This is a genomic window from Cupriavidus sp. D39 (assembly GCF_026627925.1).
Lineage (GTDB): Bacteria > Pseudomonadota > Gammaproteobacteria > Burkholderiales > Burkholderiaceae > Cupriavidus > Cupriavidus ulmosensis.
The window spans coordinates 629,039-655,704 of record NZ_JAPNLE010000009.1 but is presented as its reverse complement, the minus strand read 5'-3'; the positions used below and the strand labels follow the sequence as shown (position 1 = coordinate 655,704).

The 26,666-nt window shown below is 62.1% G+C and carries 25 protein-coding genes and 4 pseudogenes; 15 read left to right on the top strand and 14 right to left on the bottom strand.

What is annotated here, in order from left to right:
* Nucleotides 1-10: 10 nt before the first annotated feature.
* Complete coding sequence (gene cysC / locus OMK73_RS14625) at nt 11-454, top strand: adenylyl-sulfate kinase (RefSeq protein WP_267602682.1); 444 nt, start codon at nt 11-13, stop codon at nt 452-454.
* Complete coding sequence (locus OMK73_RS14620) at nt 433-573, top strand: hypothetical protein (protein ID WP_324291813.1); 141 nt, start codon at nt 433-435, stop codon at nt 571-573. Before cysC ends, OMK73_RS14620 begins: the two co-directional genes overlap by 22 nt.
* A 150-nt stretch (nt 574-723) precedes the next feature.
* Here OMK73_RS14620 and OMK73_RS14615 read toward each other — a convergent pair whose 3' ends face one another.
* A complete protein-coding gene (locus tag OMK73_RS14615) occupies nt 724-1,644 on the bottom strand; it encodes a M28 family peptidase (protein ID WP_267602681.1) in 921 nt (306 codons plus the stop codon).
* Nucleotides 1,645-2,110: 466 nt separating this feature from the next.
* Between OMK73_RS14615 and OMK73_RS14610 the strand changes: the two genes are divergently transcribed.
* Nucleotides 2,111-2,689, top strand: coding sequence for an elongation factor P (locus tag OMK73_RS14610; RefSeq protein ID WP_267602680.1), 579 nt, complete (start codon nt 2,111-2,113; stop codon nt 2,687-2,689).
* Nucleotides 2,690-2,836: 147 nt separating this feature from the next.
* On the opposite strand, the pseudogene OMK73_RS38325 reads toward OMK73_RS14610, so the two are convergent.
* Nucleotides 2,837-2,985 (bottom strand): annotated as a pseudogene (locus OMK73_RS38325) (DOPA 4,5-dioxygenase family protein); the annotation flags it as partial.
* Between the two features lie 267 nt (nt 2,986-3,252).
* The gene (locus OMK73_RS14600) at nt 3,253-3,579 is read right to left on the bottom strand and encodes a hypothetical protein (protein WP_267602679.1); all 327 of its coding nucleotides are present in this window, start codon (nt 3,577-3,579) and stop codon (nt 3,253-3,255) included.
* A gap of 269 nt (nt 3,580-3,848) precedes the next feature.
* Here OMK73_RS14600 and OMK73_RS14595 point away from each other — a divergent pair, with 269 nt between their 5' ends.
* A complete protein-coding gene (locus OMK73_RS14595; RefSeq protein WP_267602678.1) occupies nt 3,849-4,109 on the top strand; it encodes a hypothetical protein in 261 nt (86 codons plus the stop codon).
* 102 nt (nt 4,110-4,211) lie between these two features.
* On the opposite strand, the gene OMK73_RS14590 is transcribed toward OMK73_RS14595, so the two are convergent.
* From OMK73_RS14590 to OMK73_RS14580, 3 genes are all read right to left on the bottom strand, one after another.
* On the bottom strand, nt 4,212-5,021 hold the full coding sequence (locus OMK73_RS14590) for a hypothetical protein (RefSeq protein WP_267606383.1): 810 nt from the start codon (nt 5,019-5,021) through the stop codon (nt 4,212-4,214).
* A gap of 277 nt (nt 5,022-5,298) precedes the next feature.
* Nucleotides 5,299-5,694 carry a hypothetical protein gene (locus OMK73_RS14585; protein ID WP_267602677.1) on the bottom strand — a complete coding sequence of 132 codons (396 nt, stop codon included), beginning with the start codon at nt 5,692-5,694 and terminating at the stop codon, nt 5,299-5,301.
* 496 nt (nt 5,695-6,190) lie between these two features.
* Entirely contained in the window at nt 6,191-7,207 is a 1,017-nt protein-coding gene (locus OMK73_RS14580; protein ID WP_267602676.1) for a GlxA family transcriptional regulator, read from the bottom strand.
* A 182-nt stretch (nt 7,208-7,389) separates the two neighbouring features.
* On the opposite strand from OMK73_RS14580, the pseudogene OMK73_RS14575 reads away from it, so the two are divergent.
* The 4 genes and pseudogenes from OMK73_RS14575 to OMK73_RS14565 all read left to right on the top strand — a co-directional run bounded on the left by OMK73_RS14575 (nt 7,390) and on the right by OMK73_RS14565 (nt 11,893).
* Nucleotides 7,390-9,800, top strand: a pseudogene (locus tag OMK73_RS14575) (acylase).
* Between the two features lie 758 nt (nt 9,801-10,558).
* A pseudogene (locus OMK73_RS39170) lies at nt 10,559-10,669 on the top strand (H-NS family nucleoid-associated regulatory protein); the annotation flags it as partial.
* Between the two features lie 96 nt (nt 10,670-10,765).
* Nucleotides 10,766-11,248: a hypothetical protein gene (locus OMK73_RS14570; RefSeq protein WP_267602675.1), complete on the top strand. Its 483-nt coding sequence runs from the start codon at nt 10,766-10,768 to the stop codon at nt 11,246-11,248.
* Nucleotides 11,249-11,407: 159 nt separating this feature from the next.
* A complete protein-coding gene (locus tag OMK73_RS14565) occupies nt 11,408-11,893 on the top strand; it encodes a SixA phosphatase family protein (protein ID WP_267602674.1) in 486 nt (161 codons plus the stop codon).
* Between the two features lie 347 nt (nt 11,894-12,240).
* Here OMK73_RS14565 and OMK73_RS14560 read toward each other — a convergent pair whose 3' ends face one another.
* Nucleotides 12,241-13,989, bottom strand: a complete 1,749-nt coding sequence (locus tag OMK73_RS14560) for a sigma-54 interaction domain-containing protein (RefSeq protein WP_267606382.1) — start codon at nt 13,987-13,989, stop codon at nt 12,241-12,243.
* 22 nt (nt 13,990-14,011) lie between these two features.
* Between OMK73_RS14560 and OMK73_RS14555 the strand changes: the two genes are divergently transcribed.
* The 7 genes from OMK73_RS14555 (at nt 14,012) to OMK73_RS14525 (ending at nt 21,147) form a co-directional block, all read left to right on the top strand.
* Nucleotides 14,012-14,314, top strand: a complete 303-nt coding sequence (locus tag OMK73_RS14555) for a helix-turn-helix domain-containing protein (RefSeq protein WP_267602673.1) — start codon at nt 14,012-14,014, stop codon at nt 14,312-14,314.
* Between the two features lie 227 nt (nt 14,315-14,541).
* Nucleotides 14,542-15,957, top strand: a complete 1,416-nt coding sequence (locus OMK73_RS14550) for an aldehyde dehydrogenase family protein (protein ID WP_267602672.1) — start codon at nt 14,542-14,544, stop codon at nt 15,955-15,957.
* Between the two features lie 83 nt (nt 15,958-16,040).
* Complete coding sequence (locus OMK73_RS14545; RefSeq protein ID WP_324291812.1) at nt 16,041-16,541, top strand: (2Fe-2S)-binding protein; 501 nt, start codon at nt 16,041-16,043, stop codon at nt 16,539-16,541.
* A gap of 1 nt (nt 16,542) precedes the next feature.
* Entirely contained in the window at nt 16,543-18,711 is a 2,169-nt protein-coding gene (locus tag OMK73_RS14540) for a molybdopterin cofactor-binding domain-containing protein (protein ID WP_267602671.1), read from the top strand.
* Nucleotides 18,712-18,835: 124 nt separating this feature from the next.
* A complete protein-coding gene (locus OMK73_RS14535) occupies nt 18,836-19,435 on the top strand; it encodes a hypothetical protein (RefSeq protein ID WP_267602670.1) in 600 nt (199 codons plus the stop codon).
* Between the two features lie 154 nt (nt 19,436-19,589).
* Nucleotides 19,590-20,096, top strand: coding sequence for a 2,4'-dihydroxyacetophenone dioxygenase family protein (locus OMK73_RS14530; protein WP_267602669.1), 507 nt, complete (start codon nt 19,590-19,592; stop codon nt 20,094-20,096).
* 169 nt (nt 20,097-20,265) lie between these two features.
* Nucleotides 20,266-21,147, top strand: coding sequence for a 3-hydroxyacyl-CoA dehydrogenase (locus tag OMK73_RS14525; protein ID WP_267602668.1), 882 nt, complete (start codon nt 20,266-20,268; stop codon nt 21,145-21,147).
* 19 nt (nt 21,148-21,166) lie between these two features.
* On the opposite strand, the gene OMK73_RS14520 is transcribed toward OMK73_RS14525, so the two are convergent.
* From OMK73_RS14520 to OMK73_RS14485, 7 genes and pseudogenes are all read right to left on the bottom strand, one after another.
* A complete protein-coding gene (locus OMK73_RS14520) occupies nt 21,167-22,192 on the bottom strand; it encodes an AraC family transcriptional regulator (RefSeq protein WP_267602667.1) in 1,026 nt (341 codons plus the stop codon).
* Between the two features lie 631 nt (nt 22,193-22,823).
* Nucleotides 22,824-23,228, bottom strand: coding sequence for a hypothetical protein (locus OMK73_RS14515; protein ID WP_267602666.1), 405 nt, complete (start codon nt 23,226-23,228; stop codon nt 22,824-22,826).
* Nucleotides 23,225-24,058 (bottom strand): MFS transporter, encoded by an 834-nt coding sequence (locus OMK73_RS14510; protein ID WP_267602665.1) that lies wholly within the window; start codon nt 24,056-24,058, stop codon nt 23,225-23,227. The genes OMK73_RS14515 and OMK73_RS14510 overlap by 4 nt, the downstream gene beginning before the upstream one ends.
* An 83-nt stretch (nt 24,059-24,141) precedes the next feature.
* Nucleotides 24,142-24,447 carry a TetR family transcriptional regulator C-terminal domain-containing protein gene (locus OMK73_RS14505; RefSeq protein WP_267602664.1) on the bottom strand — a complete coding sequence of 102 codons (306 nt, stop codon included), beginning with the start codon at nt 24,445-24,447 and terminating at the stop codon, nt 24,142-24,144.
* The gene (locus tag OMK73_RS14500; protein ID WP_267602663.1) at nt 24,371-24,715 is read right to left on the bottom strand and encodes a TetR/AcrR family transcriptional regulator; all 345 of its coding nucleotides are present in this window, start codon (nt 24,713-24,715) and stop codon (nt 24,371-24,373) included. Before OMK73_RS14500 ends, OMK73_RS14505 begins: the two co-directional genes overlap by 77 nt.
* A gap of 47 nt (nt 24,716-24,762) precedes the next feature.
* A complete protein-coding gene (locus OMK73_RS14495) occupies nt 24,763-25,509 on the bottom strand; it encodes an SDR family oxidoreductase (RefSeq protein ID WP_267606380.1) in 747 nt (248 codons plus the stop codon).
* Between the two features lie 385 nt (nt 25,510-25,894).
* A pseudogene (locus tag OMK73_RS14485) lies at nt 25,895-26,466 on the bottom strand (DUF4337 domain-containing protein).
* Nucleotides 26,467-26,666: the final 200 nt, after the last annotated feature.

The window sequence follows — 26,666 nt, the reverse complement described above, 5'->3', positions numbered from 1 at the left end:
CACGCACAGCATGCTCATCTCGCCGAACGCATCGAACGAAACCAGGAAGCGGCCGGGCACGGTCTGGGTCACCGGGCTATCGGGAGCGGGCAAAACCACCCTCAGCCACGCGCTGCACAAGCGCATGCTGACCGCAGGCCACCCGGTACTGCTGCTCGATGGGGATGAAATGCGCGCCGGCCTCAATCGCGATCTCGGGTTTTCGCCGGAGGACCGCACGGAGAACATCCGCCGTGCCGCCGAAGTAGCCCGGCTCGCCAATCGCAGCGGCCTGTGGGTAGTGGCGGCATTCATCTCGCCGCTGCGCAGCCAGCGCCAGCAGGCGCGAGAGATTATCGGCGGGGACGCGTTCCTTGAAGTGTTTCTCAGCGCCAGCTTCGCGGTGTGCTCGCAGCGTGATGCCAAGGGGCTCTATGCCAAGGCCCCGGGCAGATCAGCCAGTTCACCGGCCTGAGCGCCCCGTACGAAGCACCGCTTGCGCCTGACGTGGAGATCGATACCGAGGTCGTTGGACCGGAGCTGGCGGCGGATTGGATATGCGAGGCGTTGGCGCTGCGGGCATCGCCGGCGTGAGCTGAAAGCGGCCGTTGATCATCTGCACAAGGCCTTGCAGAAGGCGGTCCTCAGTGGTGCCGTTTGGACCGTCCAGCGGGAAGGGCGCGTGTGGCGTGGCCCAGTAGTGGCCCGCGGCAACCAGCTGTCGCGGCCGCGCACGGCCGCAGTTCACCCTTTTTCCTGCGGCCTACGCCTTGCCAGGCTCGCGCCCCTCGGCCCCAGCGATGCGACACTCGCGGCCAACCCGCGCGTCACCGCGGCCATGCGACCATAGTCGAGCGTTGCGGGGACATCGTGCGCGGTGTGATAGTGCGGATTGCGCAGGTAGGCGGTGTCCGTCACCATGACGGCCGGATAGCCGAGGCGCCAGAAGGAAGAGTGATCGCTCAACGCGACTCCGGGTACCCACCACGGTAGCGCCGCTGCTTCGAGCGGAAAACTGGACGAGGCCTGGAACGCGTCGACGATCCATCGCAGCCGGCGCGCCGAGCGAAGATTGGAAACGAACGCGATAAAGTTGCCGCGCGCGGGATAGAAGTAACGTAGTAGAGGCGGATACCTTTGGGTGCCAGGTTCGTCCTGGTAGTAGCCCAGCATCTCGAGCGAAAGCATCAGGCGAATGCGATCCCCGCGCAGCCGCGCGGCTCTAGCGTACCTCAGGCTGCCCATGTCCCCGCGGAAGAAAAACGGCGCTTCCTCGTTCACGAACGCAACGCAGCGCACGGTGTACCGGGGCGAGAGAGCCTGAAGCATGCCCACGATCTCGAGCAGCGCGGCGACGCCGCTGGCGTTGTCATCCGCCCCGGGGCTGTTGCGCACGGTGTCGTAATGCGCGCCCAGTACAATGAATTCGTCAGCCTGAACGCAACCCGCGAGCGCAACCTCGATATTGGCGCAGGGGACGCCTCGCACCTGATAGTCCTGACGCGTCACCACACAGCCACGCCTGGTCCATTGCTGCGCGATATAGTCGGCTGCCGCCTGCAGGGCGTCCGGCCGGAACACGTTGCGTTCGCCGATGTCTCGGGCAAGAACTTTCACATGGCGCTCCAACGCCGCAGCCAGGTCGGGGATGTGCGCAGTCAGCATGCAATTCGCTCCCGAGACCGGCCATGCACCGTGATCAACACATTAGCGGGATCGTTGCCAACTCACCGGGCATCGCCGTTTCTACTGCGCGGCGAGCCGGGTTGGCGCAAAAAACATCCTCGCCCGCAGAGACACGAGCCCGACAAATCCGGCCGCAACGGGAACATTATGCACTTCGGCAACGGTGCCAGCCACGGGAGAGACATTGCCGCGGTACTGAATGCGATACATGCAGGATACAAGTTGACGGACAAGTCGAAAGCGTCTCATGACCCCTTTTTCCGAGTTCTCCGACAGCGCATTTCGCCGCGCCGGTCGCCACGCGAGTTCAGGCGCAGGACCGATTCATCAGCCTTGGTGTGACGCAAAGTCCAGAGGCCATTGCCGTTGCCGCGGCCGGTTGCCGAAGCCCCGCCGCGGTGCTAGGCTGATAGCGTCATCCTCCCAACCGGGCGGAGGCAAGCAAATGGTCGAAGCTTCCGGACTGAAGGCGGGCATGGTCATCATGCTCGACGGCGAACTCCACAGCGTCGCCAGCGCCGAGCACCACGCCGGCGGCGGGCAGCAGGGTGGCGCGGTGTTCGCCAAGGTCAAGAACCTGAAGACCAATCATGCCAAGGCATTGCGGTTACACCCGAGCGACAAGCTCGAGGACGTCGCACTCGAACATAAGGAGATGGAATATCTATACACCGACGGCGTCGCCTTCTACTTCATGAATCCCGACACCTTCGACCAGATCAGTCTGCCCACGGTAACCATCGGCGCATACGAGAGGTTTCTCCAGCCCAATATGCGGATCCCGGTGCAGCTTCACGAGGGCGAGCCGGTCACTATCGCATTTCCCCCGGCTGTCGACTTGACAGTCGTCGCCACGCCGCCCGGGTTGCGCGAGCATGAAACCTCTACCTTCAAGACGGCCACGCTCGAGAACGGCATGGAAGTTCTCGTTCCCCAGTTCATCAAGGAAGGCGACACCGTGCGGATCGACGCCGCATCAGGGAAATACCTTGAGCGCGTCAGACGTGAGGCACGAAAGCCCTGACCGCGACGGCCTCGATCCAGGCTCTGTACGACATTGATCGAACGACCGCTCTCGAAGAGGCCGAGCTGCGGGTGAAACGACCGCTGCAGGAGGGCACAGCGCCAAATTGGTCCGCAGCACGTTGAACACGGCAAACTGTCGGTTTGGCTACCTGCCAAGCACCGCCATGTTCAACGGATATGAGTGACCGATCCACATGGCGGCGTCGCGATGATCGCGCATGCGTCGCCCGTGTTCGGATGGAGAAATATATCCAGCATGCCGTGGTTCAGCGTCAGCCATTCGACAATGCTAGCGATGCGGAAGATGAGTTCGTTCTCAGGCATCCAGTGCATCCGCTCGTGGCAGTCGAGCACAGCGACCGGCCTGTTCTTCTTCTCATCGAAGACGTAGAAGCGTTCCCACCTGGGCAAGACGGGCGGGATTTCATATTTTAATGGGAGGCGGCAAGCAGGAAGCCGATCGCGAAAACGGCCGCGCGTCAAGTGGAAGCATTGCTGTGCGTCTTGACGGCGGCGAAGTGTAAATAGCCCCGGCGGGTAGGACCGGGGCTGTCAGGTAGGTCAGTGCAGTTGACGCTTCAGGTCGGAAAGTTCCGAATGCATCGAACTGACTGCATCCTTGATCCTGGCGTCGAGACCGCCGGCCTGTTGGCAAGCGCGCTCTGCACGATCACCGATCCGTTCGAGATCATCGACGCACTGCCGGATCCGATCCTCATCCTTGGACGACATGACCTTCTTTGCCGATTGACATTCCTTATCGAGCTCATCCACCCAGTTCATCAAGTCTGTTGGAATCGCCGTGTCGGCATGGCAGGTCCGTGATGCCTCGCTGATGGTTTGCTGCAGATGAGTAAAACGCCTTTGGATTTCACTGGCTTGCAACATGATGCCCCCTTCTTGAACATCAGTTCCAGATGAATTCAGGCAGCAGATGACGGTGTGTTGCCCGTGCCATCGTCATTCGCCCGCTTCAATCGACTGCCGGCGACGTTGCATTGCGTCAAAGCGGCACGCGAGCACGCGAAAGACGTTCTTTTAGTGTAGGTCATAATCGCTCGCCTGCTCCGACGTGACCCGAGGCGCTAGCCATCAGGTCTCGCGGATGTGACGCGACGAAGCGGTCACTCGCCGTGACGGCTACCGGAAAAGTGCAAATGACCGCAAAGGCTGATGATGACCGGCCGAACGCTTATGCCCCATTCCAGGCTGACTTCTGCTGGAGGTACTTCAGCAGCCTGCCAGGTTTCACGCTGCTATCTCCGTTCTCAATCGCCGCGGAATTGGCGGCTGGTGAATTGATAGCGATTCCCGTTGAAAACCCTTTAATCCAGAATCAGCGCCGGCACCGGGCCGATCAGGTGGCGTGCGTCTTCGGGATTCGCGGTTACAGGATGGAGATTTCATTATCCTCTTGAGGTTGAACTGATCTTAACCCCACTTTGGCGCGCTCTCCTTTTTGAGGGTGGTCGACGGTGAACCATGTCACCGTGGCCATTCATGAAATTACGCGCAGCAAATTATTGCCCAACGCGGGTCTCCGCAAGTGCGATCGTCAAGTGCTGCACCTTCTTTTTCAACTGATCCCGCTCTTCTGTGAGCTCCGTAACCAATAGCGTCAGGCGGTGAATTGCAAGTTGATCGGGTGTGGCGTCGCTGGGTGGGGGCGCCGGTTCAGGCTTGACTGGCAGTCGGGCCTCGCGCACCTGTCTCGCCACCTGGCGCAGTTCCTTCTTGCCCCCAGCAACAGCCGCTACCTGCTTCTCGCCAGGCAAGGAGGCTACGGCAGCCGCAGCATTAATAGAAATCACGCCCGCCTTTACTGCGCTGACCAGCTCGGGCGCAGCGGTCTTCTGGATTCTCTCGATCTGACCAAGCGTCGCACTGCTCACCCGCGCCGCGCGCGCAACCGCCTCGCGAGTCCACACTGGATCGGCCCCGGATTGCGTGGCGACATCAGCCCCGGCAGGCTTTGCAGAGCATTGCTGGGCTCGCGCATGTGCCAGACGCGCGGATACGATTTCTTTCTTCCGAAGAGCGAGTACGCCTCGTTGGAAATCCGATACGCTGCGCCGCCCGAGGTGATTGTCGATCATCCACAGGTGCACATCGTCGATGGACTGGAACGTCTGGTTCTGTACCGTATTGAAGGGAATGCCGTGCTTCTGGCAGATGCTGTGGCGGTTATGTCCGTCCACAAGAAGATTGCCCCACAACACCAGTGCATCCCGGCACCCTTCGGAGAGTAAGCTGCGTTCTAGTGCCGCGTATTCGTCTTCTGTCAGTGGATCGATATAGGCACGGAGGTCTTCGTTGATAGTGATCGTCATGGGCCAAACAAAAAAGCGGTAGCACAGCAGTTTACACGCTGCCGCCTTCTTCAAGCCGTGTGGCAATCCTGCATTCTTCGGAAGCCGCGCCAGAATACCGTACGTTGCACTAATGACTAATAGCCAGCCACCTGCGGCCATGGCCATCAAAGCGCCGCGTTGCGCCTTCACTGAGATCCGTGGGGCGACCGAGGTGCGGCGGCGACTCCTGGCCGAGCCGGCCGGCACACCGGGCGGCGTGCGCTAAATGTGTCCGGCGAACACATTGGCAGGGTATTCAGCCGTTGCTATCTACCCAATGCTTAGCCCATCCATGAGCTGCTGCCTTAGCCTCCTCCGGCGTGGGATAGGTGGTGCCTACAGCGCCGGCCTCCAGGACAACGGCACCGTCCTCCCAAATATCGCAGGATGCTTTGTACAGACCGCCAGTGACCACGTGACAAAAAATGTGGATCACGTGGCCCTTGAACTCAAAGATGTCGGTTGCCACGGCATCAGATCGTTTGCCGGCGCTACTCGCTTCGTCAGCCTGCCGAATGCTGGAGTCGTCATGCGCCCCACCAGTGATCTGCTTCTGGCTCTGGCGCGCGAGTGCGAAGCATGCCCCCGCGAGCGCAGCACCAAGTACTACGCCAGCGCCGAACCAACTGATCCGATCCTCGAACCGTGGCATGCCGGTCTCCAGAGAAGGACGCCGCAGGTACGTCTTTAGTGAATCCTAGCATCACCGAAGTAGCACAACGAAGTAGCACAACGAAGTAGCACAACGAACCATCGAATTGACCCGCAGAGCTCGAGAGGCGAAATGACCACAATATTCATTCTATTGGCGCAGTATGGGGCAACCGCCGTGGTGCCCATCGACATCGTTGCGCGGGCCCCTCCAAGGGCGTCCACGTCCAAGATCTAGCGAAGTACATCGATGAGCGCCGGGCTGCAGCGCAGAAGGAATGCGAACAACTTTGTGGCTAACGAGCGGGGGCGCGCTGTAGGCGAATCCGCCTAACATCCGGCTCACGGCGGGGCGGCCCGCCGGGTGGATCCATTACGCAGCAAGGGAGCGCTGGCCCCAGCCCGCCACCGCTGCATCGAGCGGCGCAGTGCCAGATTCGCCCATCCGCCAACGACAGCCGGGCGACACATTCATTAAGTTCGCGACCTCAGCCCCCTCAGCCCGCCCGCAATTCCGCCCGCACCGAATGCGCCCGCCGATGCGCGCCCGGCGTCTGGCCCGTATGGCGGCGCACCAGGTTGCGGAAGGCGGACATGTCCTGGTAGCCGCATTGTTCGGCAATGGCGGTCAGGCTGAGCGTGGAGACTTCCAGCAGATGGCAGGCGCGCTCAGCCCGCAACCGGTGCAGGAACTGCAGCGGCGACATGCCCACACTCTTCATGAAATGCCGCAGCAGTGTGCGTTCGCTGGTGGACGCCACCGCTGCCAGCCGGGACAGGTCATAGGGTTCGGCCAGATGTTGCTGCAGGTAGCGGCGCGCGCGCAGTACCACGCTGAGGCGCGGGGCATCGCCAGTCTTCAGCCAGATGTTGACTGCCTCGCCGCGCTCGGGCTGGTCCAGCAGGGCGTTGCCCAGCGTGCGGGCCAGGGCGTTGCCGGCGATATGCGCCACCGCCTGCAGCAACAGCGCATGCATGCGATCCAGCGCGCGGGAACTGAGCAGGTTGCCACTCTTGACCACTGGCTGGTCGGCCTGCAACCGTCGCGCGGGCTCGCTCAGCCGCATCCAGTTGGCGATCAGCCATGGCACCGCCAGCTTGCGCTGCGCCGGCAAATCCATGGCTACCAGAAGTGCCACTGCCGTGAACGGCGCCAACACCAGCGCGCCCCGCGTAGCAACTGCCGCAATGGCGGCGCGTTCGCGGTCCAGTAGCGACAGCACATGTTCGAGTCCGGCGATGTGGTCAAACAACGGTGGCGCGATCACCACCATGGCGTCCTTGCCTGCGCCGGCCAGCTCTTCCAGCGGCACGCACGGGCAACGCAGCACGCTGGCCAGCGCCTGCCAGCGTTGCGGCTCGGCCACCGCCAGCCGCCAGCGAAAAGGCGCCGCCGTGCCGCGCCGCCGGCTTTGCATAGAGGCCAGCGTGTTGGCCATGTCCAGCATGTCGACCGCGGTGGAAAGGGCGGAGACAACGGCCGAGGGGTAGCACAGCAGATAGACGTCCGACATGGCGCGGTGGGTTGTTGTTGGGAAGGTGCCTGCCGGATGGCGGGAACGCCACCAATTGTGGCGGAATCCGCTCTACCTGTCACGGCCCCGATGCCCGACCATGTCAGCGGCACCATGGCGCGTCGCCTCTTGGCGCGCAACGTTCCATGGGCCCACAGAGACAAGAACGAGGAGACAACACAATGAAGCAACGCATCGTGCGCGGCGCGACCGCACTTGGTGGCGCCGTGCTGGCGGCCGCCACCCTGGGCGGCTGCGCCACCGCAGGCAGCGACAGCGCCAACTGGAGCGAAAGCGGACTCAATGCCGAGATCCGCCGCACCGCCTATGGCATTCCCCATATCAAGGCCAACGACTACGCCAGCCTGGCCTTTGGCATGGGCTACGCATACGCACAGGATAACGTCTGCCTGATGGCCGACCAGGTCGTCACGGTGAGCGGCGATCGCTCGCGCGTGTTCGGCCCCGACGAAAGTACCGAGGTGTCATTCAAGCGCATCAAGAACAGCGAATCCGACGCATTCTTCCGCGCCATCATCGATGACGACGCCCTGCGCGCCGGCTACGCGCAGGCCTCGCCAGAGGCGCGCGAACTGCTGCGCGGCTATATCGCCGGCTACAACCGCTACCTGCGCGATACCCCGCCCGCCCAACGCCCGGCTGGCTGCCGCAACGCTGACTGGGTGCGGCCCGTTACCGCCATCGACATGTTCCGCCTGGCCGAGGAGAAAAGCATCCAAGCCAGCGCCGGCGCGCTGGCAGCGGGTATTGTCGCCGCTGTGCCGCCCAAGGCCGTGGGCAGTGCCAAGACCCCGCAGCAGGCGGGGGCGGTGGACGTAGCCAGCATCGACATCGAAGCCGTCAACAACGACCTGCAGCTGCTAGATCCGCCCATCGGCAGCAACGGCTGGGCCTTTGGCAAGGAAGCCACCACTAACGGGCGCGGCCTGCTGCTGGGAAATCCGCATTTTCCGTGGACCACCACCAATCGCTTTTTGAAGCGCACCTGACCATACCGGGCAAGCTGGACGTCATGGGCGCGTCCATTGCATCGTTCCCCATCATCAGCATCGGCTTCAACAAAGACGTGGCCTGGACGCACACCGTGTCCACCGCCCGCCGCTTCACGCTGTATGAACTGAAACTGGCCGAAGGCGACCCCACCACCTACCTGGTGGACGGCGCGCCGCGCAAGATGACCCCGCGCACCGTCAGCTATGCGGCAAAGCTGCCTGACGGCCGTACCGAGCAGCGCTCGCACACCTTCTACATGACCGAATACGGCCCGGTGCTGTCCATGCCAGCGGCCGGCCTGCCCTGGTCCGCGCAAAAGGCCTATACGCTGCGCGACGCCAATCGCAACAACACGCGTTCGGTCGACACCTGGCTTGATATCGGCCGCGCGCGCGACGTGGCTGGCATCCGCAACGCCATTGGCCGCCTGGGCATTCCGTGGGTCAACACCATTGCCACCGACCGCGAAGGCCGCGCCATGTTTGCCGATGTATCGGTCGCGCCCAACGTATCGGCCGCCATGCTCAAGCAATGCGCGCCGGCCGGCGACAGCGCCGCGCTGGCCACCAAGCTGATGCAGGGCACAGGCATGGTCCTGCTGGACGGCACGCAGGCTAGCTGCAACTGGACGGTGGACGCGGCATCGCCAGTACCGGGGCTGGTGGCCCCCAACGCCATGCCCGTGCTGGTACGCGATGACTATGTCGCCAACAGCAATGACAGCTCGTGGCTGTCTAACCCCAGCCAGAAGCTGACCGGCTTCTCACCAGTGCTTGGTCCCACCGAAGTTGCGCAACGCCTGCGCACGCGCGTTGGCCTGATGGAAATCGGCCGCCGCCTCTCGGGCGAGGACGGCCTGCCCGGTAACCGCTTTGACGTGCCTGGCCTGCAGGCCGTGCTGTTCCGCGACCGCAACCTCTCAGGCGAACTCGTGCTGGATGACCTGCTCAATGCCTGCCTCGGCACCAAAGACGCGGACCTGAGCGACGGCTGCGCGGCGCTGCGCAAGTGGGACCGCCACAGCAACCTCGACAGCCGCGCCGCACCGCTGTTCCGCGAATTCTGGATGCGCGCCAGCAAGATCCCCAAGGTCTACGCCATCGAGTTCAACCCCACCGATCCGGTCAACACCCCGCGCGGACTGCGTATGCGCGATGAGTCTGTTCGCACCGAGGTCTTCAAGGCACTGAAGGACGCCGTGCAAGCCATGCAGGGCGCCGGCTTTGCGCTGGATGCGCCGCTGGGCCAAGTGCAGGCCGCCACGGCGCCGGCTGGCCGCATCGCCCTGCACGGCGGTGAGGAATACGAAGGCGTGCTCAACAAGTTGCAAAGCCGCCCGGTGTCGGACAAGGGTCTGCAGGTCTACTTTGGGACCAGCTACGTGCAGACCGTAGGCTTTGACGAGCAAGGCCCGGTCGCCGAGGCGCTGCTGGTGTACGGCCAGTCTGTAGACCAGCAGTCGCCGCACGCCTTTGACCAGATGGCGGAGTACTCCGCCAAGCGGTGGGTGCGGCTGCCGTTCAGCGAGCAGGCAATTGCGGTCGACCCGCAGTTGAAGGTGACGCGGCTGAGCCAGTAAGCCGGCGGCGCTGGGAGCGGGCCCGCCGGCCCCGCGCCGCCATCGATGGGTGATGTCCGCCCCCCGTCTGTTGACGTAAGACGGCCATGCCTGTCCTGCCCGCTGGCAGGACAGGCCGGCTGACCGGCCAGAGACGTAGAACAAACTGACGAATGCCGACTGCCGAGCAAGTCCCGACCCTTACGTGGAGGATGACCATGTTGGCGACCAGTTGGTTGTACTTGATATTGCGCGTGCGCGGCTGCGTAAATATGCCGCTCTAGGCACTATCCGGTGCAAATTGAGTTCTTCGCTGGAGGCAGGCGCTGCCATCCGGGTGCTGAAAAAGCTGGATTCCCTCGATAAATCAATGGGTTGCCAGGGATATGGCAGATTTTTTCGAATCCGGCCGACCCTCAACTGGAGGCCGAACGCCAGGCCCACGCGGCCGCACAGGAGCGGGCCAGCGCCACCGAACGCCGCGCGCTGCGCTGGCAGTCGTTTCAAGCCCGGGCCAGCCTGAGGGGGCGAGGGCGGGGATTTGTCCACCGCACGAGGGGACAAGGCTGTCGACAAGCCGCGCGGGGGCCGAGTGCCGACGGCGTCAGCAGATTTGACTAAAATTTAAGCAACGAGGGCGGTCACGTCTTCCCGCCGGCAATGATTCCCACCGCAGCCATCACCTGGAGCAACCCTGAAATCCAACGCTCCCACAAGTCGGCACAACGCAGGATCCGGCGCCGCCCCAAAGCGATTCACCTACACCATGTCGATCGAAATCGACACAGGGGCAGGGCTGGGACGGCCACGGCGCCATGCCGGATTGGCTGCAGCGGGCGATCAACGCCGGGCAGACGGTGGAACATTTCCGGGTCGTGCCCACGACTTAGTGTGAAAACGTATGCCACGGCCGCCAAGGCCGGCAGCATACCGGGCGGAGAACGGCACCATGGCAAAGGCCCAACATCAACCATGCAGGAGGCAGCATGCAGGAAGAGTTCGGGTACAAGGATGCGGCCGGTCGATGGGTCGCAGGGTTTGGCTCCCGTCGCGATGCCATCTCGGCGGCAGCGCAGGTGGGCATGACGCAGGTGGTTACCGCGGGCTTTAGCCCTGAGCCTCCGTCCTACTTCGCGCGGTTCGAGGCGACCAGGATTCTCGAGCGAATGCTCGCTGGCATGGCCTTGGGCGAGCAGGAGGGCAAATTGATTGGCAGCGATCAAGCCCAGGATGTGCTCGCCCCCATCCTCGCGGCAACGATCGGTGATGGCTTTCCCGACCGCGAGTCCCCAGAGCCATGGAAGCTTCAACGGGATCTCATGAATCGGCTGCAAACCGCGGTCGCAGCGTGGATGGAAGAGAACCACCTTGAGTTCGCGCCGCCTAAAGTCGTGGTGTACGGATCGGAGCAACTCCACATCGGTGGCACGAATTTGGACGTGCCGCTTCTGTGGTCCTTTTGGGGGTAGCTTTGATTTCGACGCGATTTACGACGGTTCGCAAGCCCAGCAGCGATGCGAGGCTGAAAACGACGGCAATCGAAAACATGAAAGGCTGGCACCCCTAGTAGTCGCCGCAGCGGCCGAAGAGGGCAATAATGACGATTCAGGTCATTCCTCAGTTTGATCATGAAAATCCTGTTTCTTGTGCGGCATGCCAAATCCAGTCGCGACGATCCGTCCTTGCCCGATCAGCAGCGACCGTTAGAAGATCGCGGCCGCAATGATGCGTCCAAGATGGGCAAGCGCCTGACTGATCGCGGGGTGGAGCCCGATCTACTCGTGTCGAGCCCGGCGCTGCGTGCGCTGACCACGGCACAACTCATCGCCGATGAGATCGGCTACAAGCGCAAGGATATCGTCGTCGATGAACGCCTCTACGCCAGCAGCCCGGACAACTTGCTCGCCGTAATCTGCGCACTCGACGACAGGCTAGACCGCGTGATGCTCTTCGGCCACAATCCCGAATTCACCGACCTCGCGCACCGGCTATCGAGCACGATCATAGACATGCCCACATGCGCCATTGCGGAGTTCTGCTTCGACGCAAAGGCGTGGGCGGATGTCGCGGAGATCGGCCCGGCGAAGGTGAGGATGGACGCGCCGAAGAAATAATGCGGAGTTCGCCGCGGCGCGCTGGCCCAAACATGGCCACCTGCCCCTCGACAGCCGCACCAACACACCCGTCGACGCCGCACGACAAGGCTTGGCACCAACTAGTGATTGGCGAAATCTCGCCAGTGACGATATGCTGGACAACAAGCGCACTGTCACCGGGACGCGGGAGTCCTGTCATTGCTGCTGACTCCCTGAAACCGGATGACGAGCGCCTGAGCAACGGTCAACGCTTTCACCGGTTCTCGCCGAGGGCTGCCTCATGAATGACTTCACCAGGGAATCGCTGCAATTCACTCTGAATCTGATCCCGGCGCACATCTGGTATGCGGATCCGTCTGTTGCCCTCACGTTCCTGAATGAACGGAGCGCGGATTACCTGGGCCTTGCGAAGGACCATGCTCTTCGGTTCGGCATCGAGACAGGCGCGGCGTGGGACTCCCATCTCGCGAAGATTGCAGGCGATTCAGTGTCCGCTTGTTAACGCGCTTGAATGCTTTGCCCGCCTTGCGCGCGTAGTGATCGATGAAATACTCCGCCAGCAGGGGAATGTCCTGTATCCGCTCCCGCAGCGGCGGCATCTCAACAGGGAAAACGTTCAGACGATAGAAGAGATCACGCCGGAAGCTTCCGTCGGCCACGGCTTCGCTCAAGTCTCGATTGGTGGCCGCGATAAGGCGGACGTCGACGCGGATAGCCTCCGTTCCCCCAACGCGCTCAAACTCGCGTTCCTGCAGTACCCTCAGCAACGCGATCTGCGTGTCGGGCATCAGTTCGCCGACCTCATCCAGGAAGATTGTTCCGTCGTCGGCGAGTTCGAAGCGACCGAGTCGCCGCTGGGTGGCACCTGTGAAGGCCCCCTTCTCATGCCCAAACAGTTCCGAGGCAATCAGCTCGCGAGGCATCGCGGCGCAGTTGACAGCGACGAATGCCTTCGACGAGCGGCGCGACCGCCGGTGAATCGCACGGGCGACGAGCTCCTTGCCGGTCCCGGTTTCTCCAGTGATCAATACTGTCGAATCGCTGGCTGCGACCTTGGAAACTCGCGCAAGCACAACCGCCAGCGCGGGCGATGTACCGACAATCTCTTCGAAGATGGAGGCTTTGTCGATTTCCTCGCGAAGCGCCACGTTTTCCTGTTGCAGTCTCTCCTCAGCTCGCTTGCGCTCCTCGATATCCGTACAGGCAACATACCAGCGGAGCAGGCGTCCGTACTCGTCGCAGACCGGGTTATAACGAGCCAGAAACCAGCGATAGCTTCCGTCGTTCTTTCGCAGGCGCAACTCCAGCTCAGGGATGGAACCGACCGACAAGCGACTTGCAAACGCTATCAACCGTTCGCGATCGTCAGGATGTACGTGAGATCCAATGGTTCCGCGCAACCAATCGTCCAGACGGGTGCCGAGATAGGCGAGCGCCGTGCGGTTGGCGTAGAGGCGCTCGCCGTTCGGGCCCAGTACCCCTACGTGTTGCGGCGCGAGATCGACAATCTGCCGGAGTTCCTCCTCGCTCTTGCGCAGCGCCTGCGTGAGTTGCTCCTGCTCCGTCACATCCATCCCGGTTCCGACGAACCCCCGGAAAGTCCCGCCGGCGGTCGCCGGCCTACCGACGCAACGGATATGACGAATGGCTCCGTCTGGCCGCACAATCCGTTTCGTGAAGTCGAAGCCACGGTGGTCTTCCAGCATCTTCCGCATTTCATGCGCCACGAAGTCTCGATCTTCGGGGTGCACGAGCGCAATATATTCCGGAATATTCGGTGCCTTGCCGCCCGGCTCAAGTCCGTGGATCTGAAACAACTCGGCAGACCAGTATTCAAAACCCGCAGCGTTGAAAGCCCAGCTGCCGATGTGTGCAAGGCGCTGACCTTCCGCCAGGTAGAACTCGGCCCGCTGTCGTTCTTCAATATCGAGGTTGATGCCAATCCAGCCACATAGCGTTCCGTCATTCGCCCGGCGAGGTTCAGCGCGACTGAGGAACCAGCGATACCCGCCTTCAGCGCTACGCACCCGAAAAGTCACTTCCCCTGCGGATCCCGACCTGACGCACTCTGACCAGACGTTGCGTGCTGCCTCGTGATCGTCTGGATGGAGAATATCTTATCCATGGCCGGGGAACGTGCGCGAACTGCAAAACGTCATCGAGCGGTCAGTGATTGTGTGTGACTCTGAAGAATTCACGATCGACGATAGCTGGCTGCCGACACGACCACCGGTCGACAGCCGGCTCGCCCTGTCCGGCACGCTTGCCGCACATGAGAAGGCGATCATCGAGGACGCGCTGCGCGCCTGTGACGGCCGAGTCTATGGACCATCCGGGGCGGCGACACGGCTTGGCATTCCGCGCTCGACGCTCGAATCGAAGATCCGCGCGCTGGGAATCTACAAGTGCCGCTTTCGGCAGCCGCCGACAAACAGTTAAGCAGTCAGTTGTTGTACAGGAGTTCGCCATTGGCGAAATATCGCCAATGCGCAACCTGAAAAGTCCTTGTAAATTCAATATATTGCCGCTGGCTCAGTAATTGCCTCAGAGATCGTCATGACCCTGGTGCCAGCGCAGCAGGGCCTGAGCCGACGATCGCGAGGCATCGAATTGTTCACCCGCGCCACCGTCTTCGTCCCGACCGTCAGTCCTCCCGGAGAGGCGCGATGAAAACAATCACTCGACACTACATCGATGGGGCGTTCGTTGAATCCCACGGCCGCGAGGTCATGGTCAGCGTCAACCCGGCCAACGGCACAGCGATCGCCTACGCAATGCTGGGCGATGACGAAGATGCGCGGCTCGCCATCGCCGCAGCCAAGCATGCGTTCCCTGGCTTCGCCCGGACGACCAAGGAAGAGCGCGCGACGTTGTTGCACCGACTGCACGAGGCGGTTTCCGCGCGCGTCGACGATCTGACGGCCGTCATGGTCGATGAGTATGGCGGCACCGTCGAATTCTCCAGGCTCATTGTCCGGATGGCCGCCGACTCGTTCACGCATGCAGAGAAGGCGCTCCACCAACTGCCGCTGGTTCAGACCTGGGGCCGGACGACGGTGACCTTGGAGCCGGTCGGCGTCGCAGGGCTGATCACGGCCTGGAACTCGAATGCGCTGTTCATCTGTCTCAAGCTGGCCTCGGCCATTGCCGCCGGATGCACGGTCGTCGTCAAGCCCAGCGAACTCAGCGCGTTGCAGACGCATGTGTTGCTGAAGTGTCTGCACGAGGCACGCCTGCCGCCGGGCGTGTGCAATGTCGTCACGGGCCGCGGGGATGACGTTGGGGCCGAGCTGGTGCGCAATCCCGACGTGGCCAAGATTTCGTTCACAGGCTCGGTTGCGGTTGGCCAGAGGATCATGCGCGACGGTGCTGCGACGATGAAGCGGGTCACCCTCGAACTGGGTGGCAAGTCACCCAACATCCTTCTTGATGACGTTGTGCTCGACAAAGCGATTCCGACTGCGCTGGGCATCGCCTTCCTGAACAGCGGTCAAGCCTGTGCGGCAGGGACGCGGCTCCTCGTGCCGAAGCGTCGTCTCGATGAGGTCAAGCGCGCCATTGTGGATGCGATGCCGGCTTTTCCCGTTGGCGATCCTGCCGACCCGAAGACTGCTGTCGGACCTTTGGTGACGCAGAAGCAGTATGAGCGTGTGCAGTCCTATATCCACAAAGGTATCGCCGAGGGCGGTGAAGTACTGGTCGGCGGCGAGGGCCATCCGCCGGGTCTTGAGAACGGCTGCTTTGTGAAGCCGACGGTGTTTGTCAATGTCACGAACGACATGACGATCGCCCAGGAGGAGATCTTCGGCCCCGTCCTGTGTGTCATCGCCTACGAAACTGATGAAGATGCGGTCAGGATTGCCAACGAATCACGATACGGCCTCCACGCCTTCGTGAGCGGGACCAACCTGGATCGCGTACGCCGCGTGGCTTCTCAGCTCCGCGCCGGCCGCATCGCGATCAACGGTATGCGTGATGACCCACAGGCGCCTTGGGGCGGATTCAAGCACTCTGGCGTTGGCCGGGAATTCGGCACGTATGGGATCGAGGCGTTTCTCGAACCACGGGCCATCCTGGAGTGACCGTTCCTGCCGTGCCAGAAGGCGCGTCGAGCAAGGCGATCTTCAAGCATGATCTGAACTTACCCTGGCGAGTCATCGTTTCGATGCGTTTTACTCAACGCCAACAAGCGCGGAGGCGGACCGTGATCGAGCTAACAGTCAATGGAAAAATGCGGCGAGTGGACGTTGTCCCCGACATGCCCCTGCTCTGGGTGTTGCGGGACGAGTTGGGCATCACGGGGCCGAAATACGGCTGCGGCATTGCACAATGCGGCGCCTGCACGGTGCATATCGACGGCCAGGCGGTGCGATCCTGCCAGATGCGCATCGGTGATCTCGGGAAGCGGGCGGTGACCACGATCGAAGGGCTGGGTGCGAAGTCTCTGCACGCGGTGCAACGGGCCTGGATCGAACATCAGGTGCCGCAGTGCGGTTACTGCCAGACCGGACAGATCATGCAGGCCGCTGCGCTGCTGTCGGCCAATCCCAAGCCGTCGGACGACGATATCAACGCAGCCATGTCTGGCAACCTCTGCCGCTGCGGCACCTATGAGCGTATCCGCACCGCGATCCATGCGGCCGCCACGAAACTGTCGGAGAAGTGAGATGGACGAGATCGTCAGCAAGCCCGGTCGCCGCTCCTTCCTGATTGGCTCGGCTGCCGTCGCCGGCGGCGTCGTGTTCGGGCCCTATGTCTTCGCCAAGGGTGCTGCCAGTGCGCCGCAGGCCGGAGCGAAGCCGGTCTCGATCAGTCCGTGGGTCAGGATCGGCCCCGACAAGATCACCCTGATCACGCCGCACGCCGACGTCGGACAAGGCGCTGTCGCGAGCCAGGCCATTCTGATCGCGGAGGAGATGGATCTCGACCTTGGTCAGTTCGAAACCGATTTCGGCCCGACCGACAAGGCCTACTACAACACCGCTCTGGCGGATGAATTGATTCCGTTCCTCAGCATTGACCACAGCCCCGAAGCCGAGGCAGCGCGCGCGGGCGCGAACAAGATGCTCAAGGACGCCGGCATGCAGCTGACCGGCGGCTCGAGCACCATTCCGGACGGCTACACCAAGCTACGCGAGGCCGGCGCGATTGCGCGGGAGACCTTGAAGGCCGCCGCGGCCAGGCGCACCGGCATTTCCGTCAATAAGCTGCGTACCGCATCTGGGGCGGTGATCCTGCCCAACGGCAAGAAGATTCGCTATGTCGATCTCGCTTCCGAGGCAGCCAAAGCGCCGCCGGTGCAGAACGTCAGGCTGCGCGATCCATCGCAGTGGCGCCTGATCGGCAAGCCTGTGCAGCGTCTGGATATCGCATCGAAAACCACCGGCCAACTCAGGTTCGGCATCGACCAGTCTGTGCCGGGCATGGTCTTCGCCACAGTCAAGATGAATCCGAACAAGGGCGCGCCGTTGCAGTCATTCGACGCGAGCAAGGCCGAGCGCATGCCAGGGGTGAAGAAGATCCTGCCGATCACCAACGGATTTGCCGTCGTCGCGACCAATACCTGGTATGCAATGCAGGCCGCGGATGCGGTGGAGTGCAAGTGGGCTGCGGCCACCGACTATCCGCCCGAGCAGGCCCAGCACTGGGCTGCCGTCGCTGCCGCTTTCGCGCCGGACAACGTCGACAAGGTCTGGCGCAGCGAGGGCGACGTGAAAGGCGCGTTGCAGGGTGCCAGGGTGGTCGAGGCCGAGTATCGCGCACCGTATGTCGCGCATCAGCCGCTCGAACCGCTCAACGCGATCGCCATTGTTCGCGACGACGGCATCGAGCTGTGGACCAGTCACCAGATGCCTGCCGCCGTGCAGGGCATCGCCGCCTCCATCACCGGGCACAAGCCGGAGCAGGTCGTGCTGCACAACCAATGGGCTGGCGGCAGCTTCGGTCATCGCCTGGAATTCGAGAACATCCGGGCAGTCGTGCAGATCGCCAGCAAAATGCGCGGCACGCCGGTCAAGCTGGTGTTTTCGCGCGAGGAGGATTTCCTGCAAGACTTCCCGCGCCATATCGGCATGGCGCGCAACCGCGGCGTGGTCAAGGATGGCAAGATCGTCGCGGTGGATTTTCATGTCGCCGCCAGTTCTGCCGTGCGGTCGCAGTTCAGCCGCATGGGAATGAAGGCGGCTGGGGCGGACAATCAGATTCCGCTTGGGACCGGCAACCTCCAGTACCACATCCCGAACTTCAGAATGACGAGCTACCAGGTCAAGGGCACCTCGCCGTGCTCGTCGTGGCGCTCGGTTGGCGCTTCCACTGGTGGCTTCTTCGGTGACGCTTTTATTGATGAATTGCTGCTCGCCGCGGGGGTCGATCCACTCAAGGGGCGAATCGACCTGTGCAAGAATGAATTGCACCGCAAGGTACTGGATGCCGTCGGCGAAATGTCCGGCTGGAACGGGCCGCGGCCGGGCAACGGTCGAGGGCGAGGCGTGGCTTTCACGGAATCATTTGGCGTTCCTGTAGCCGAGGTGGTCGAGGTTTCCGTGACGAAAAGCGGCGCCATTCGTATCGAAAAAGTGTGGGTGGCCGCCGCAGTAGGCAAAGTCATTGATCCGGTCAGCTTTGAAAATCTGGTGCAGGGTGGTGTCGTCTGGGCGCTGGGTCACGCCATGAATTGCGAACTGACCTACGCGAACGGCATGGTGCAGCAGCGCAATTTCAAACAGCATGAGGGCATGCGCATGTTCCAGTGCCCCAGGATAGAAGTGCGCGGAATCGAAGCCGGCCCGATACGGGGATTGGCGAGCCGCCTGTGCCCCCAGCCGCGCCGGCGCTAGCCAATGCAATTTTCGCCGCCACGGGCAAGCGCCTGCGCGAAATGCCGTTCAACAAGTTCGTCGAATTCGTTTGAGGGGGGCAAACGTGAAACGCATTCTGTTGAGATGCCTGGTTGCCGCCGCCGTGGCCATTGCCGCCCCGTTCGCGATCTCAGCCACCGACCACCAGAAGACCGCCAGCGACATGCCGCCTTCGGGCAGCGTCAGCAAGGACGATGGCCTGAAGGCATGGCAGCGCATCCAGGCCGTTGTCACCCATCCGCGCTGCGCCAATTGCCACGTTGGTGCAGACAATGTTCCGAGGTGGAATGTTGTCGGGGAGAGCAGGACCCGACTGCATGGTATGAACATCAACGCCGGCTTCGGTCGCGCGGGTATCCCGGGACAAACGTGCACAACTTGCCATGTGACTTCGACCGCGCCGAACGATGTACCGCATGCGCCACCACATGTCGGCATTGCCTGGAAATTGGCCCCTGTGCAATTCCAGTGGCTCGGTAAGAGCGGCGCGGAGATCTGTCAGCAGTTGCGCGACCCCAAGCGCAATGGTGGTCGGGACGCAGCGGGGTTGGCAGAGCATCCGCGTCACGATGCCTTTATGCATGGCTTTATCCCCTGGAGCTGGAATCCGGGTGGGGGGCGCAGCACACCGCCTGGCACATTCGAGTCGCATGTGCAGGATGTGGCGATGTGGGGTGCCGCGGGTCAGCCTTGTCCTGAATGAGATCAGCTTGCAAAACACACTTGGCGCGTAAAGTACAAATTAGGGCGGCACAGGTCAAGTTCCCACGGGTGACTTGCGATTGAATAGGGACTGGAGATTGCGCACGGTTCGCGCTGCGCACACCCAGCCCTCAACTCAATCGGAGACACATTCCATGAACACAGAAGCTACGCAAGCCCTCAACGATGTTTCCGCGATCGACACGGTCCATATCGGCGCAAGCGCCACGCCGTGGATTCCCTTCGCCCCTATTAACGACAAAATTCTACTCAAATACTTCAAAATCAACCCGGTCACGGGCGAAGTGGTATTGCTCATGAAGGCTGCCAGAGGCGAAGGCGCGCATATTCATCGCCATACGGGCACGGTGATGGTCTACACACTCAGCGGTCGATGGAAATACGACCAGCACGATTGGATCGCGCAAGCCGGCGATTTCGTTTTTGAGCCGTCGGAGTCGTCACACTCGTTTACGAATCTGTCCGACGACGACAATGGCATGGCGCTCGTGGTGTCGACTGGTGAGCTGCACTTCCTCGACGAAAACGGCAAGGTCACGTTCGTCGAGACGTGGCGGACGGCTTTGAGCCGCTACCAGGACTACTGCAAAGCCAATGAGTTGCCCGAGATCGACCTGATCGGCTGCCAGGGCGGACGCTAAGCGACGGCAACCTCCGTGAGCCAGGCATCTGGCTCACGGAGGTCACGCCGATGACCCACCTTGCACCCTGCGCACCGCTTCCATCCCTGGATCCGATATACGATACGCACCGCACCCGTCACTCATGCCTTCTCATTCCCTAAACGACAATCAGCCGATCGCACGCGTCATGGTGGCCGGCACCGGCGTGCTGGGCGCGCAGATCGCCTTTCAGTGCGCGTTTTCCGGTGTCGACGTCGTAGCCTACGACGTCGACACCGCCTGCCTGGATCGCGCGAACGCCCGTTTTGATGCGCTAGGGCGCGTCTACGCCGCCGACTTGGGCGCCCCTCGCGAGCAGATCGAAGCCACGCTGGCACGCATCAAGGGCAATACCGACCTCGGTTCGGCCGTTGCCGACATGGACCTCGTCATCGAAGCCATCCCTGAGGATCTGGTAATCAAGCAGTCTTTCTACCGTTCACTGTCAGCGGTAGCGCCGGCCGGCACCATCTTTGCGAGCAACTCGTCGACGCTGGTGCCAAGCCAGTTTGCCATGTTCACTGACCGGCCCGAGCACGTGCTGAGCCTGCATTTCGCGCACGAAGTGTGGAAGCACAACATCGCCGAAATCATGGGCCATCCGGGCACCGACCCCGCCGTATTCGCGCGCATGGTTCAGTTCGCACACCGTATTGGCATGGTGCCTTTACCGCTGCGCAAGGAGCAGCCCGGCTACCTGCTCAATACCATGCTCGTCCCGATGCTGATCGCCGCGCTGGGTCTGCTGGTCAACGGCGTCGCCGACGTGCAGACGATCGACAAGGCGTGGATGATTGCGAAGGCCGATCGGATTGGCCCATTCGGCATTCTCGACGGAATCGGCATGACGACCGTCTATAATGTCACGCGCGCTCTCGCGGAACGTACGGGCGATTCGACGCATCGGTGCATTGCAGATTACGTGAAAGCGCATTTCATCGATACCGGGTGTATCGGCGAGTCAGTGGGACGCGGCTTCTATCAATATCCTGATCCGGAGTTCCTGAATCCCACGTTCGTCGCCACGTGAAACCCAAGGCAGGCGATTGCTACCTGGCAGGACGTCCGGGGTCGTCCCCATGACGCATGGCTCGAAACTGCCGGGGCGTGACGCCCCGCAGTCGCTTGAACGCACGGCTAAACGCGCTTTGCTGCGAATAGCCGAGCAGTTCAGAGATCTCGGCGAGACGCAGATTTGACTGCTGCACATACTTCAGGGCGAGATCTTCACGAACTTGTTCCCGCAGTTCTTCGAACGTCGTGCGGGCCTCAGCGAGGCGACGTTGCAAGGACCGCGGGGACGTTGCGAGCGCTCGCGCTATGGCGTTGAGCGAACTGTCAGTGAACGGCAAGAGCGTGCGAATCATCGTTTGCGTGCGTACCGTCCATAGCGCCTCCACCTGAGCCCTTTCTCGCCGCAAGTGTGCTTCGAGCACACGATGCGCGTTACGGCGCAGTTGCGTTACCGGACGCGTCACCGTATCGCGATCGAGGACAATCGCGTTTCTGTCCTGATCGAAGTTGAGGGACGGTCCGAACGTGCGCCTGTGCATCGCGCAGTCCGCAGGCGCCGAATGACGGAATTGCACAACGGCCGGCTGCCAGGCGGTACCACAGATGGTACGCAAGTACTGCATACCGTTGGCGAGACCCAGTTCAACTGCCTGAACTTCTCCGGGACCGGAACCGTTTTCAATGTCGTAAGTCAAGACCATACCCTGTTCGTCACGCACTGCGCGTACAGAAGACATCGATGTATGTAGCACGTAGAACTCGGCAAGCGTATCCATTGCCTCCCCGAGGGTACGCGCGCCATGCATCATCACAAGGATCGGCCCCAGGACCGCCAGGCCCTGATATTCGGCGAGTCTTAGTCCAAAGTTCCGGCATTGCGCAACTTCAGCAGCCAGCGAAAGGAATCGAAGCACTTGCGCACCCCGGATCGGCACGTCGGCGGAACGGAGCGCAAGCTCCGGCAGCTCGGCTCCGGTCGCAACCAACTCGGGTTGAACGCCGAGTACCTCGAGCAGAGGCGCAGCTCCGGTCAACACAACACTGGGTAGGTATCCTTGCATTCTATGTACTTCACTGCGGGAGGTAGTGCACATGCGGGCCCCGAAGCGCGTCGCAGGCAGCAAGCAAATCTTCGTCAACGCGAAGATCTCGCTATTCTGCGCAAACACGCTGCGCAAGGGAATCTACCCGATGGTATCGCGTTGGCGAATGAAAGAGTACGCACGTTCCGACGCGGGGTCTCATTCGCGACCATTTTGCCTCACTGCGGTAGCGGGCCTGGAGACGTATGCGCTCAAGGCGATCGCCGCCAATGCCGTGCAGTCGATCTGGCAGGCCGCCAACGAGGCGGCCACCGGCGAGCTGGCCGCCTTGCGGGCTGAAGCGCGGTTGCAGGCGAGCGAGGCGGAAGCCCAGTGCGACCTAGCGCGGGCCGCGGTGGTCGTGGCCGAGCAGGAGAACCGTCGCGGACCTGCGCACCGAACTGGCGGCGGTGCAGGCGAGGGCGCAGGACGCCACCGTGCCAGTGTCGAGGCACAATTAGCGGAGGAATCCGCAATTGCCATGAAACCAATAGATTACAAGCCTGAAGCGCCAGTCTTCGCACGGATAGTACGAATCCCCCTGATTGCAGTTACCTTATTGAAGAATGACTTTGGACGGGTGCTACATACGCTTCGAGTTGAAGGCGGACTACTCATTCGCCGTGGACGTGGCGGGCAGAGAGTTTGTGACTGCAGACGCTTTGGCAAAGCTGAGCCACAAGAGCAGCAGCGCGGCGAGTTCGCAAGTCGCGCCTACCCAGCCAAGGTCCGCGAACGATGCGTGATTGAGCGTGAAAGCACCGAGCGCGGCTCCGAGCGAGAAGCCCGCGAACATGAACGATGCGTTCAGGGACAGCACGACTGGGGCGACGGGAAGGCCGGCGATACCGATGAGCCGGGCTTGTTGCGCAGGGAAGAACGCCCACGCCGACAGTCCCCACACAACCACAGCGACGATCACTGGCACGACAGACAGCGAGTGGCCCGGCGAAAGCGCGATCAAGGACAAGCTGCCGAAGGCAAACGCCAGGGCGGCGAGCGCCGGCTTGATCACCTGTTCTGCCCCGAGCTTGTCCGTGAGATTCCCCCCAGGAAGACGCCGGCTGCCGCAGACAGGCCCCAGACGAAGAGAATCACACTGAGACCTGCGCCGACGATGCCGGTCGCTCCGGCGATGTAGCTCGCGATGTAGGTGTAGACCGTATAGGCTCCCATGGCCCACAACGTCGTCACCATCAGCGCCTGCAGAACCTGCGGGTTTCGTGCCACTGCGTACCGCGCCTTGAGGGATGCCACAGGAATGCCGGCGCCGAATGCTCTCGGTAGCCCCAGTTGGAGCGCGATGGTGGCGATGACAGCCAAGACCGCGACGCCCGCGAAGGTCATCCGCCATCCGGCTGCATGCCCGACGATGGCGCCCAACGGTACGCCGAGTGCGATTGCGAGGCTCGTGCCACCATTGACAATGGACAACGCGCGTCCTCGACGCTCGGGTGGGACGAGCGCTGTGGCTACCGCATTCGCGCTCGGCACATACAAGCCCGCGGAGAACGCGAGCAATAGGCGCGCACCTAGCAGTTGCCAGTAGCCCGACGAGCTGAAGGCGATGACGTTCGCAACGGCGAACGCGCCCAAGCACAGTATCAGAAGCCGTCGCCTGTTTGCTGACCCAGTCAGGACGGTTAGAATCGGCGAGCTGAGTGCATAGGCCAACGCAAATGCGGTGACCAACTGACCGGCCATAGAGACGCTCACGCCCAAGTCTGCTGCAATACTGGGCAGCAGCGGTGCGATCATGAAGCCTTCCGTGCCGATGGCAAAGGCGCCTAGCGCCAACCAGTACAGTGGCTTCGGGACTGTTGCGGATGCGATTGCGGTATTCATACCGGCGTGCTCCTACACGGCGATGCGCCATATGCGTCTGCCGTCTTGAGGTTGGTTGGTGGCACGTCTCTCGACGTGCTGGCTTAACGCAGGATCTTCTCGAACACGAGGGTCTCGAAGCGTTCGAAGGCGCGTGAGCTCTTCTCCACTCTTGAGCGGAGAATCGCGCCTTCGTAGGCGTCCAACAGGAATGCCGCGAGGTCGGCGGCCGAGGTCTGCGTCGGTACCTCGCCGCGCTGCTGCGCCTCGGAAATCGCCTCTTCCATCTCGCGAGTCCAACGTGCAAACAGCACCGCGAGGCGCTCGCGAATCTCAGGGCTGGACTCGGAGACCTCGGCGCTGAAATTTCCCAGTAGGCAGCCTTTGGAGAAGTTCGCCGCCCTGTACATCTCGGTCAGCCCCGTGAAGTGGGCGCGTAGCCTTTCCAGGGGGGCGAGACCTGTCCTTCAGCGCCGCTCGCCGCTCGCCTCCCTCTGCGTAGAGGTCGACGATTTCAGCGCCCAGGGCTTCCTTGCTTTCGAAGTGGTTGTAGAACGACCCCTTTGGGACGCCGGCCTCGTCGGTGATGTCCTGGACGCTGCTCGCGGTGAAGCCGCCACGCAGGAAGACGCGCAGACCTGCATCGACGATCAGGGGACGAACGCTCGGTCTGCCCATGGCTCTGTCCTTTAAATTGGTTCAGGGACGCGATCGTCCCGATGGGCTCAGCCAGCGACGAAGATATCGTTGAACTGCAGTGAGAACGCGCCATTGTCGGGCCCGACCGCTGCGCGGAGTTGCTTGGCGTTCTCGACCAGGACTTCGTTGGCGTCCGTCGCGAGCACCTGCATCGTCTCCGCGATGAACGGTGCAAGCGGCATGGCGCGCGGCTCGTCGTTGCTGTTCAGTAGGTCGGTCTGAACCCAGGGCGGTGCGATTTCGCGGACCTTCACCGAAGTGTTCTTCAGGCGCCAGCGAAGTGACTCCGAGTACGAGTGAATGGCGGCCTTGGTCGACGAGTAAACCGCGGTGACGGCGAGCGGAACGAAGCCGAGGACCGACGACACGTTGATGATGGTCGCGTCAGGCTGCTTCTTCAGATGCTCGATGAGCGCGCCTGTGAGGCGGATGGGGCCGAGCAGGTTGGTCGCCACGGTCGACACGAGCAGTTCCTCGTCGACCGCGCCGCTCGCATCGTCGATCTGCATGATGCCCGCGTTGTTGATGAGGATGTTGAGCTTCGGGAAGTCGCTCGTCAGTTGGCTGGCGACCGCGGCAATATTGGCCGGATCAGTGACGTCGAGTTCGATCGACGCCATACCGGGGTTCGCTCGGACGGTTGCTTCCAGGTGGCTCTTGCGCCGCCCGGAAATGATGACTTGATTGCCTTGCTTGTGCAGGGCTTCTGCCAGGCCGCGCCCGATTCCGGAACCGCCGCCCGTAATGAAGATGGTGTTGCCGCTAAGTTGCATGATGTGCTCCATGACACCGAAATCCGGTTTGGTGGAAGCAGTATATGACCGGTCATCTTAATTCGCAAAAAACCATGACGATTGGGTGGTTTTTCGGATCTGCGCGGCCGACCCTTCAATTGTCGACGGAGCTGGAGAGCACCCGCGAGCAGGTCGCAGCGGCGCAGGAGCGGGCCAGCGCCACCGAGCGCAGAGCGCTGCGCGAGATCGACCGGGAGCGCACGCTGCGCCAGAAGGGCGGACCTGCGCACCGAGCTGGCGGCCGTGCAGGCAAGGGCGCAAGACGCCGCTGCGGCCGGAGCCGAGGAACGGGCGCGGCTGCAGACGGAGCGCGACACGCTCAACCGGCAACTGGCAACTGGCTGATTGTCGTTTTCATCTTTTCCTAGATGTGGAGCATTGAAAGGACAGCCAGAACACCGCCAATCGCGCCTACCCCGTACGATGCCACCTGCAACCATCGGCGCCGCGTGAGCAGCGTGATTGCCGCCAAGGCGATAGAAACCTGAACAGCTACGACGGCTTGTGCCCAGCGGTGATGATGGTGGACGGCATTCTCACTGGCCTCGTCAGCGTCCCTGGCCGCCCGCTCTTGCGCCTCTGCCTTCTGCCGGATTTGCTCCTTCTCCGACCCGTAGCGCAGCGCTTCCGTTTGGCGGCGGCTTGATCCACTCCGGGCAGCTGTGCCGTCAGTTCAGCAATCGCTTGCTTCTGTCCCTTCGCTTGGTAGTAGGCCCATTGGTTGGCTGCCTCGGTCTTGTGAATAGCGGCTTCATTCTTCAGAAGCAGCGCTTCGTTTTGGGTCGCCCCGCCCTGATATCCGAAAACCGCGCCAGCCGTCGACAGGATCGCTGTCATCACCGCAATGCGACCCGAAAAACTGTCGGCATGACCGATTTCCGCCGCGTGCTCAAGCGCGTGGTCGTGGGCACCGTGTACGTGAAATCCCTCTGACATTGCTATTCCGCTTCAAAAGAGCCGCTTGACGGCCCAAACGCCCAAGATGAGCACCATGGCGATGGCTTGGCATACCTGTTGAGGCTGGGAGCGAACATCACCCCATTCTCAGTACGCAGCGCTACCGCGCCGTGATCTTACGCGACCGCGCCAGTAACGTGACAGAGCCGGCTAAAGGAATGTTGCCATTCTGCCGATAG

Excerpts from the sequence above, each read along its gene's own strand:
- cysC (WP_267602682.1), top strand. The coding sequence starts at position 11 with ATGCTCATCTCGCCGAACGCATCGAACGAAACCAGGAAGCGGCCGGGC.
- OMK73_RS14615 (WP_267602681.1), bottom strand. The coding sequence starts at position 1,644 with ATGCTGACTGCGCACATCCCCGACCTGGCTGCGGCGTTGGAGCGCCAT.
- OMK73_RS14610 (WP_267602680.1), top strand. The coding sequence starts at position 2,111 with ATGGTCGAAGCTTCCGGACTGAAGGCGGGCATGGTCATCATGCTCGAC.
- OMK73_RS14600 (WP_267602679.1), bottom strand. The coding sequence starts at position 3,579 with ATGTTGCAAGCCAGTGAAATCCAAAGGCGTTTTACTCATCTGCAGCAA.
- OMK73_RS14595 (WP_267602678.1), top strand. The coding sequence starts at position 3,849 with ATGACCGCAAAGGCTGATGATGACCGGCCGAACGCTTATGCCCCATTC.
- OMK73_RS14590 (WP_267606383.1), bottom strand. The coding sequence starts at position 5,021 with ATGACGATCACTATCAACGAAGACCTCCGTGCCTATATCGATCCACTG.
- OMK73_RS14585 (WP_267602677.1), bottom strand. The coding sequence starts at position 5,694 with ATGCCACGGTTCGAGGATCGGATCAGTTGGTTCGGCGCTGGCGTAGTA.
- OMK73_RS14580 (WP_267602676.1), bottom strand. The coding sequence starts at position 7,207 with ATGTCGGACGTCTATCTGCTGTGCTACCCCTCGGCCGTTGTCTCCGCC.
- OMK73_RS14570 (WP_267602675.1), top strand. The coding sequence starts at position 10,766 with ATGCAGGAAGAGTTCGGGTACAAGGATGCGGCCGGTCGATGGGTCGCA.
- OMK73_RS14565 (WP_267602674.1), top strand. The coding sequence starts at position 11,408 with ATGAAAATCCTGTTTCTTGTGCGGCATGCCAAATCCAGTCGCGACGAT.
- OMK73_RS14550 (WP_267602672.1), top strand. The coding sequence starts at position 14,542 with ATGAAAACAATCACTCGACACTACATCGATGGGGCGTTCGTTGAATCC.
- OMK73_RS14545 (WP_324291812.1), top strand. The coding sequence starts at position 16,041 with ATGCGTTTTACTCAACGCCAACAAGCGCGGAGGCGGACCGTGATCGAG.
- OMK73_RS14540 (WP_267602671.1), top strand. The coding sequence starts at position 16,543 with ATGGACGAGATCGTCAGCAAGCCCGGTCGCCGCTCCTTCCTGATTGGC.
- OMK73_RS14530 (WP_267602669.1), top strand. The coding sequence starts at position 19,590 with ATGAACACAGAAGCTACGCAAGCCCTCAACGATGTTTCCGCGATCGAC.
- OMK73_RS14525 (WP_267602668.1), top strand. The coding sequence starts at position 20,266 with ATGGTGGCCGGCACCGGCGTGCTGGGCGCGCAGATCGCCTTTCAGTGC.
- OMK73_RS14520 (WP_267602667.1), bottom strand. The coding sequence starts at position 22,192 with ATGCAAGGATACCTACCCAGTGTTGTGTTGACCGGAGCTGCGCCTCTG.
- OMK73_RS14510 (WP_267602665.1), bottom strand. The coding sequence starts at position 24,058 with ATGAATACCGCAATCGCATCCGCAACAGTCCCGAAGCCACTGTACTGG.
- OMK73_RS14505 (WP_267602664.1), bottom strand. The coding sequence starts at position 24,447 with ATGTACAGGGCGGCGAACTTCTCCAAAGGCTGCCTACTGGGAAATTTC.
- OMK73_RS14500 (WP_267602663.1), bottom strand. The coding sequence starts at position 24,715 with ATGGGCAGACCGAGCGTTCGTCCCCTGATCGTCGATGCAGGTCTGCGC.
- OMK73_RS14495 (WP_267606380.1), bottom strand. The coding sequence starts at position 25,509 with ATGCAACTTAGCGGCAACACCATCTTCATTACGGGCGGCGGTTCCGGA.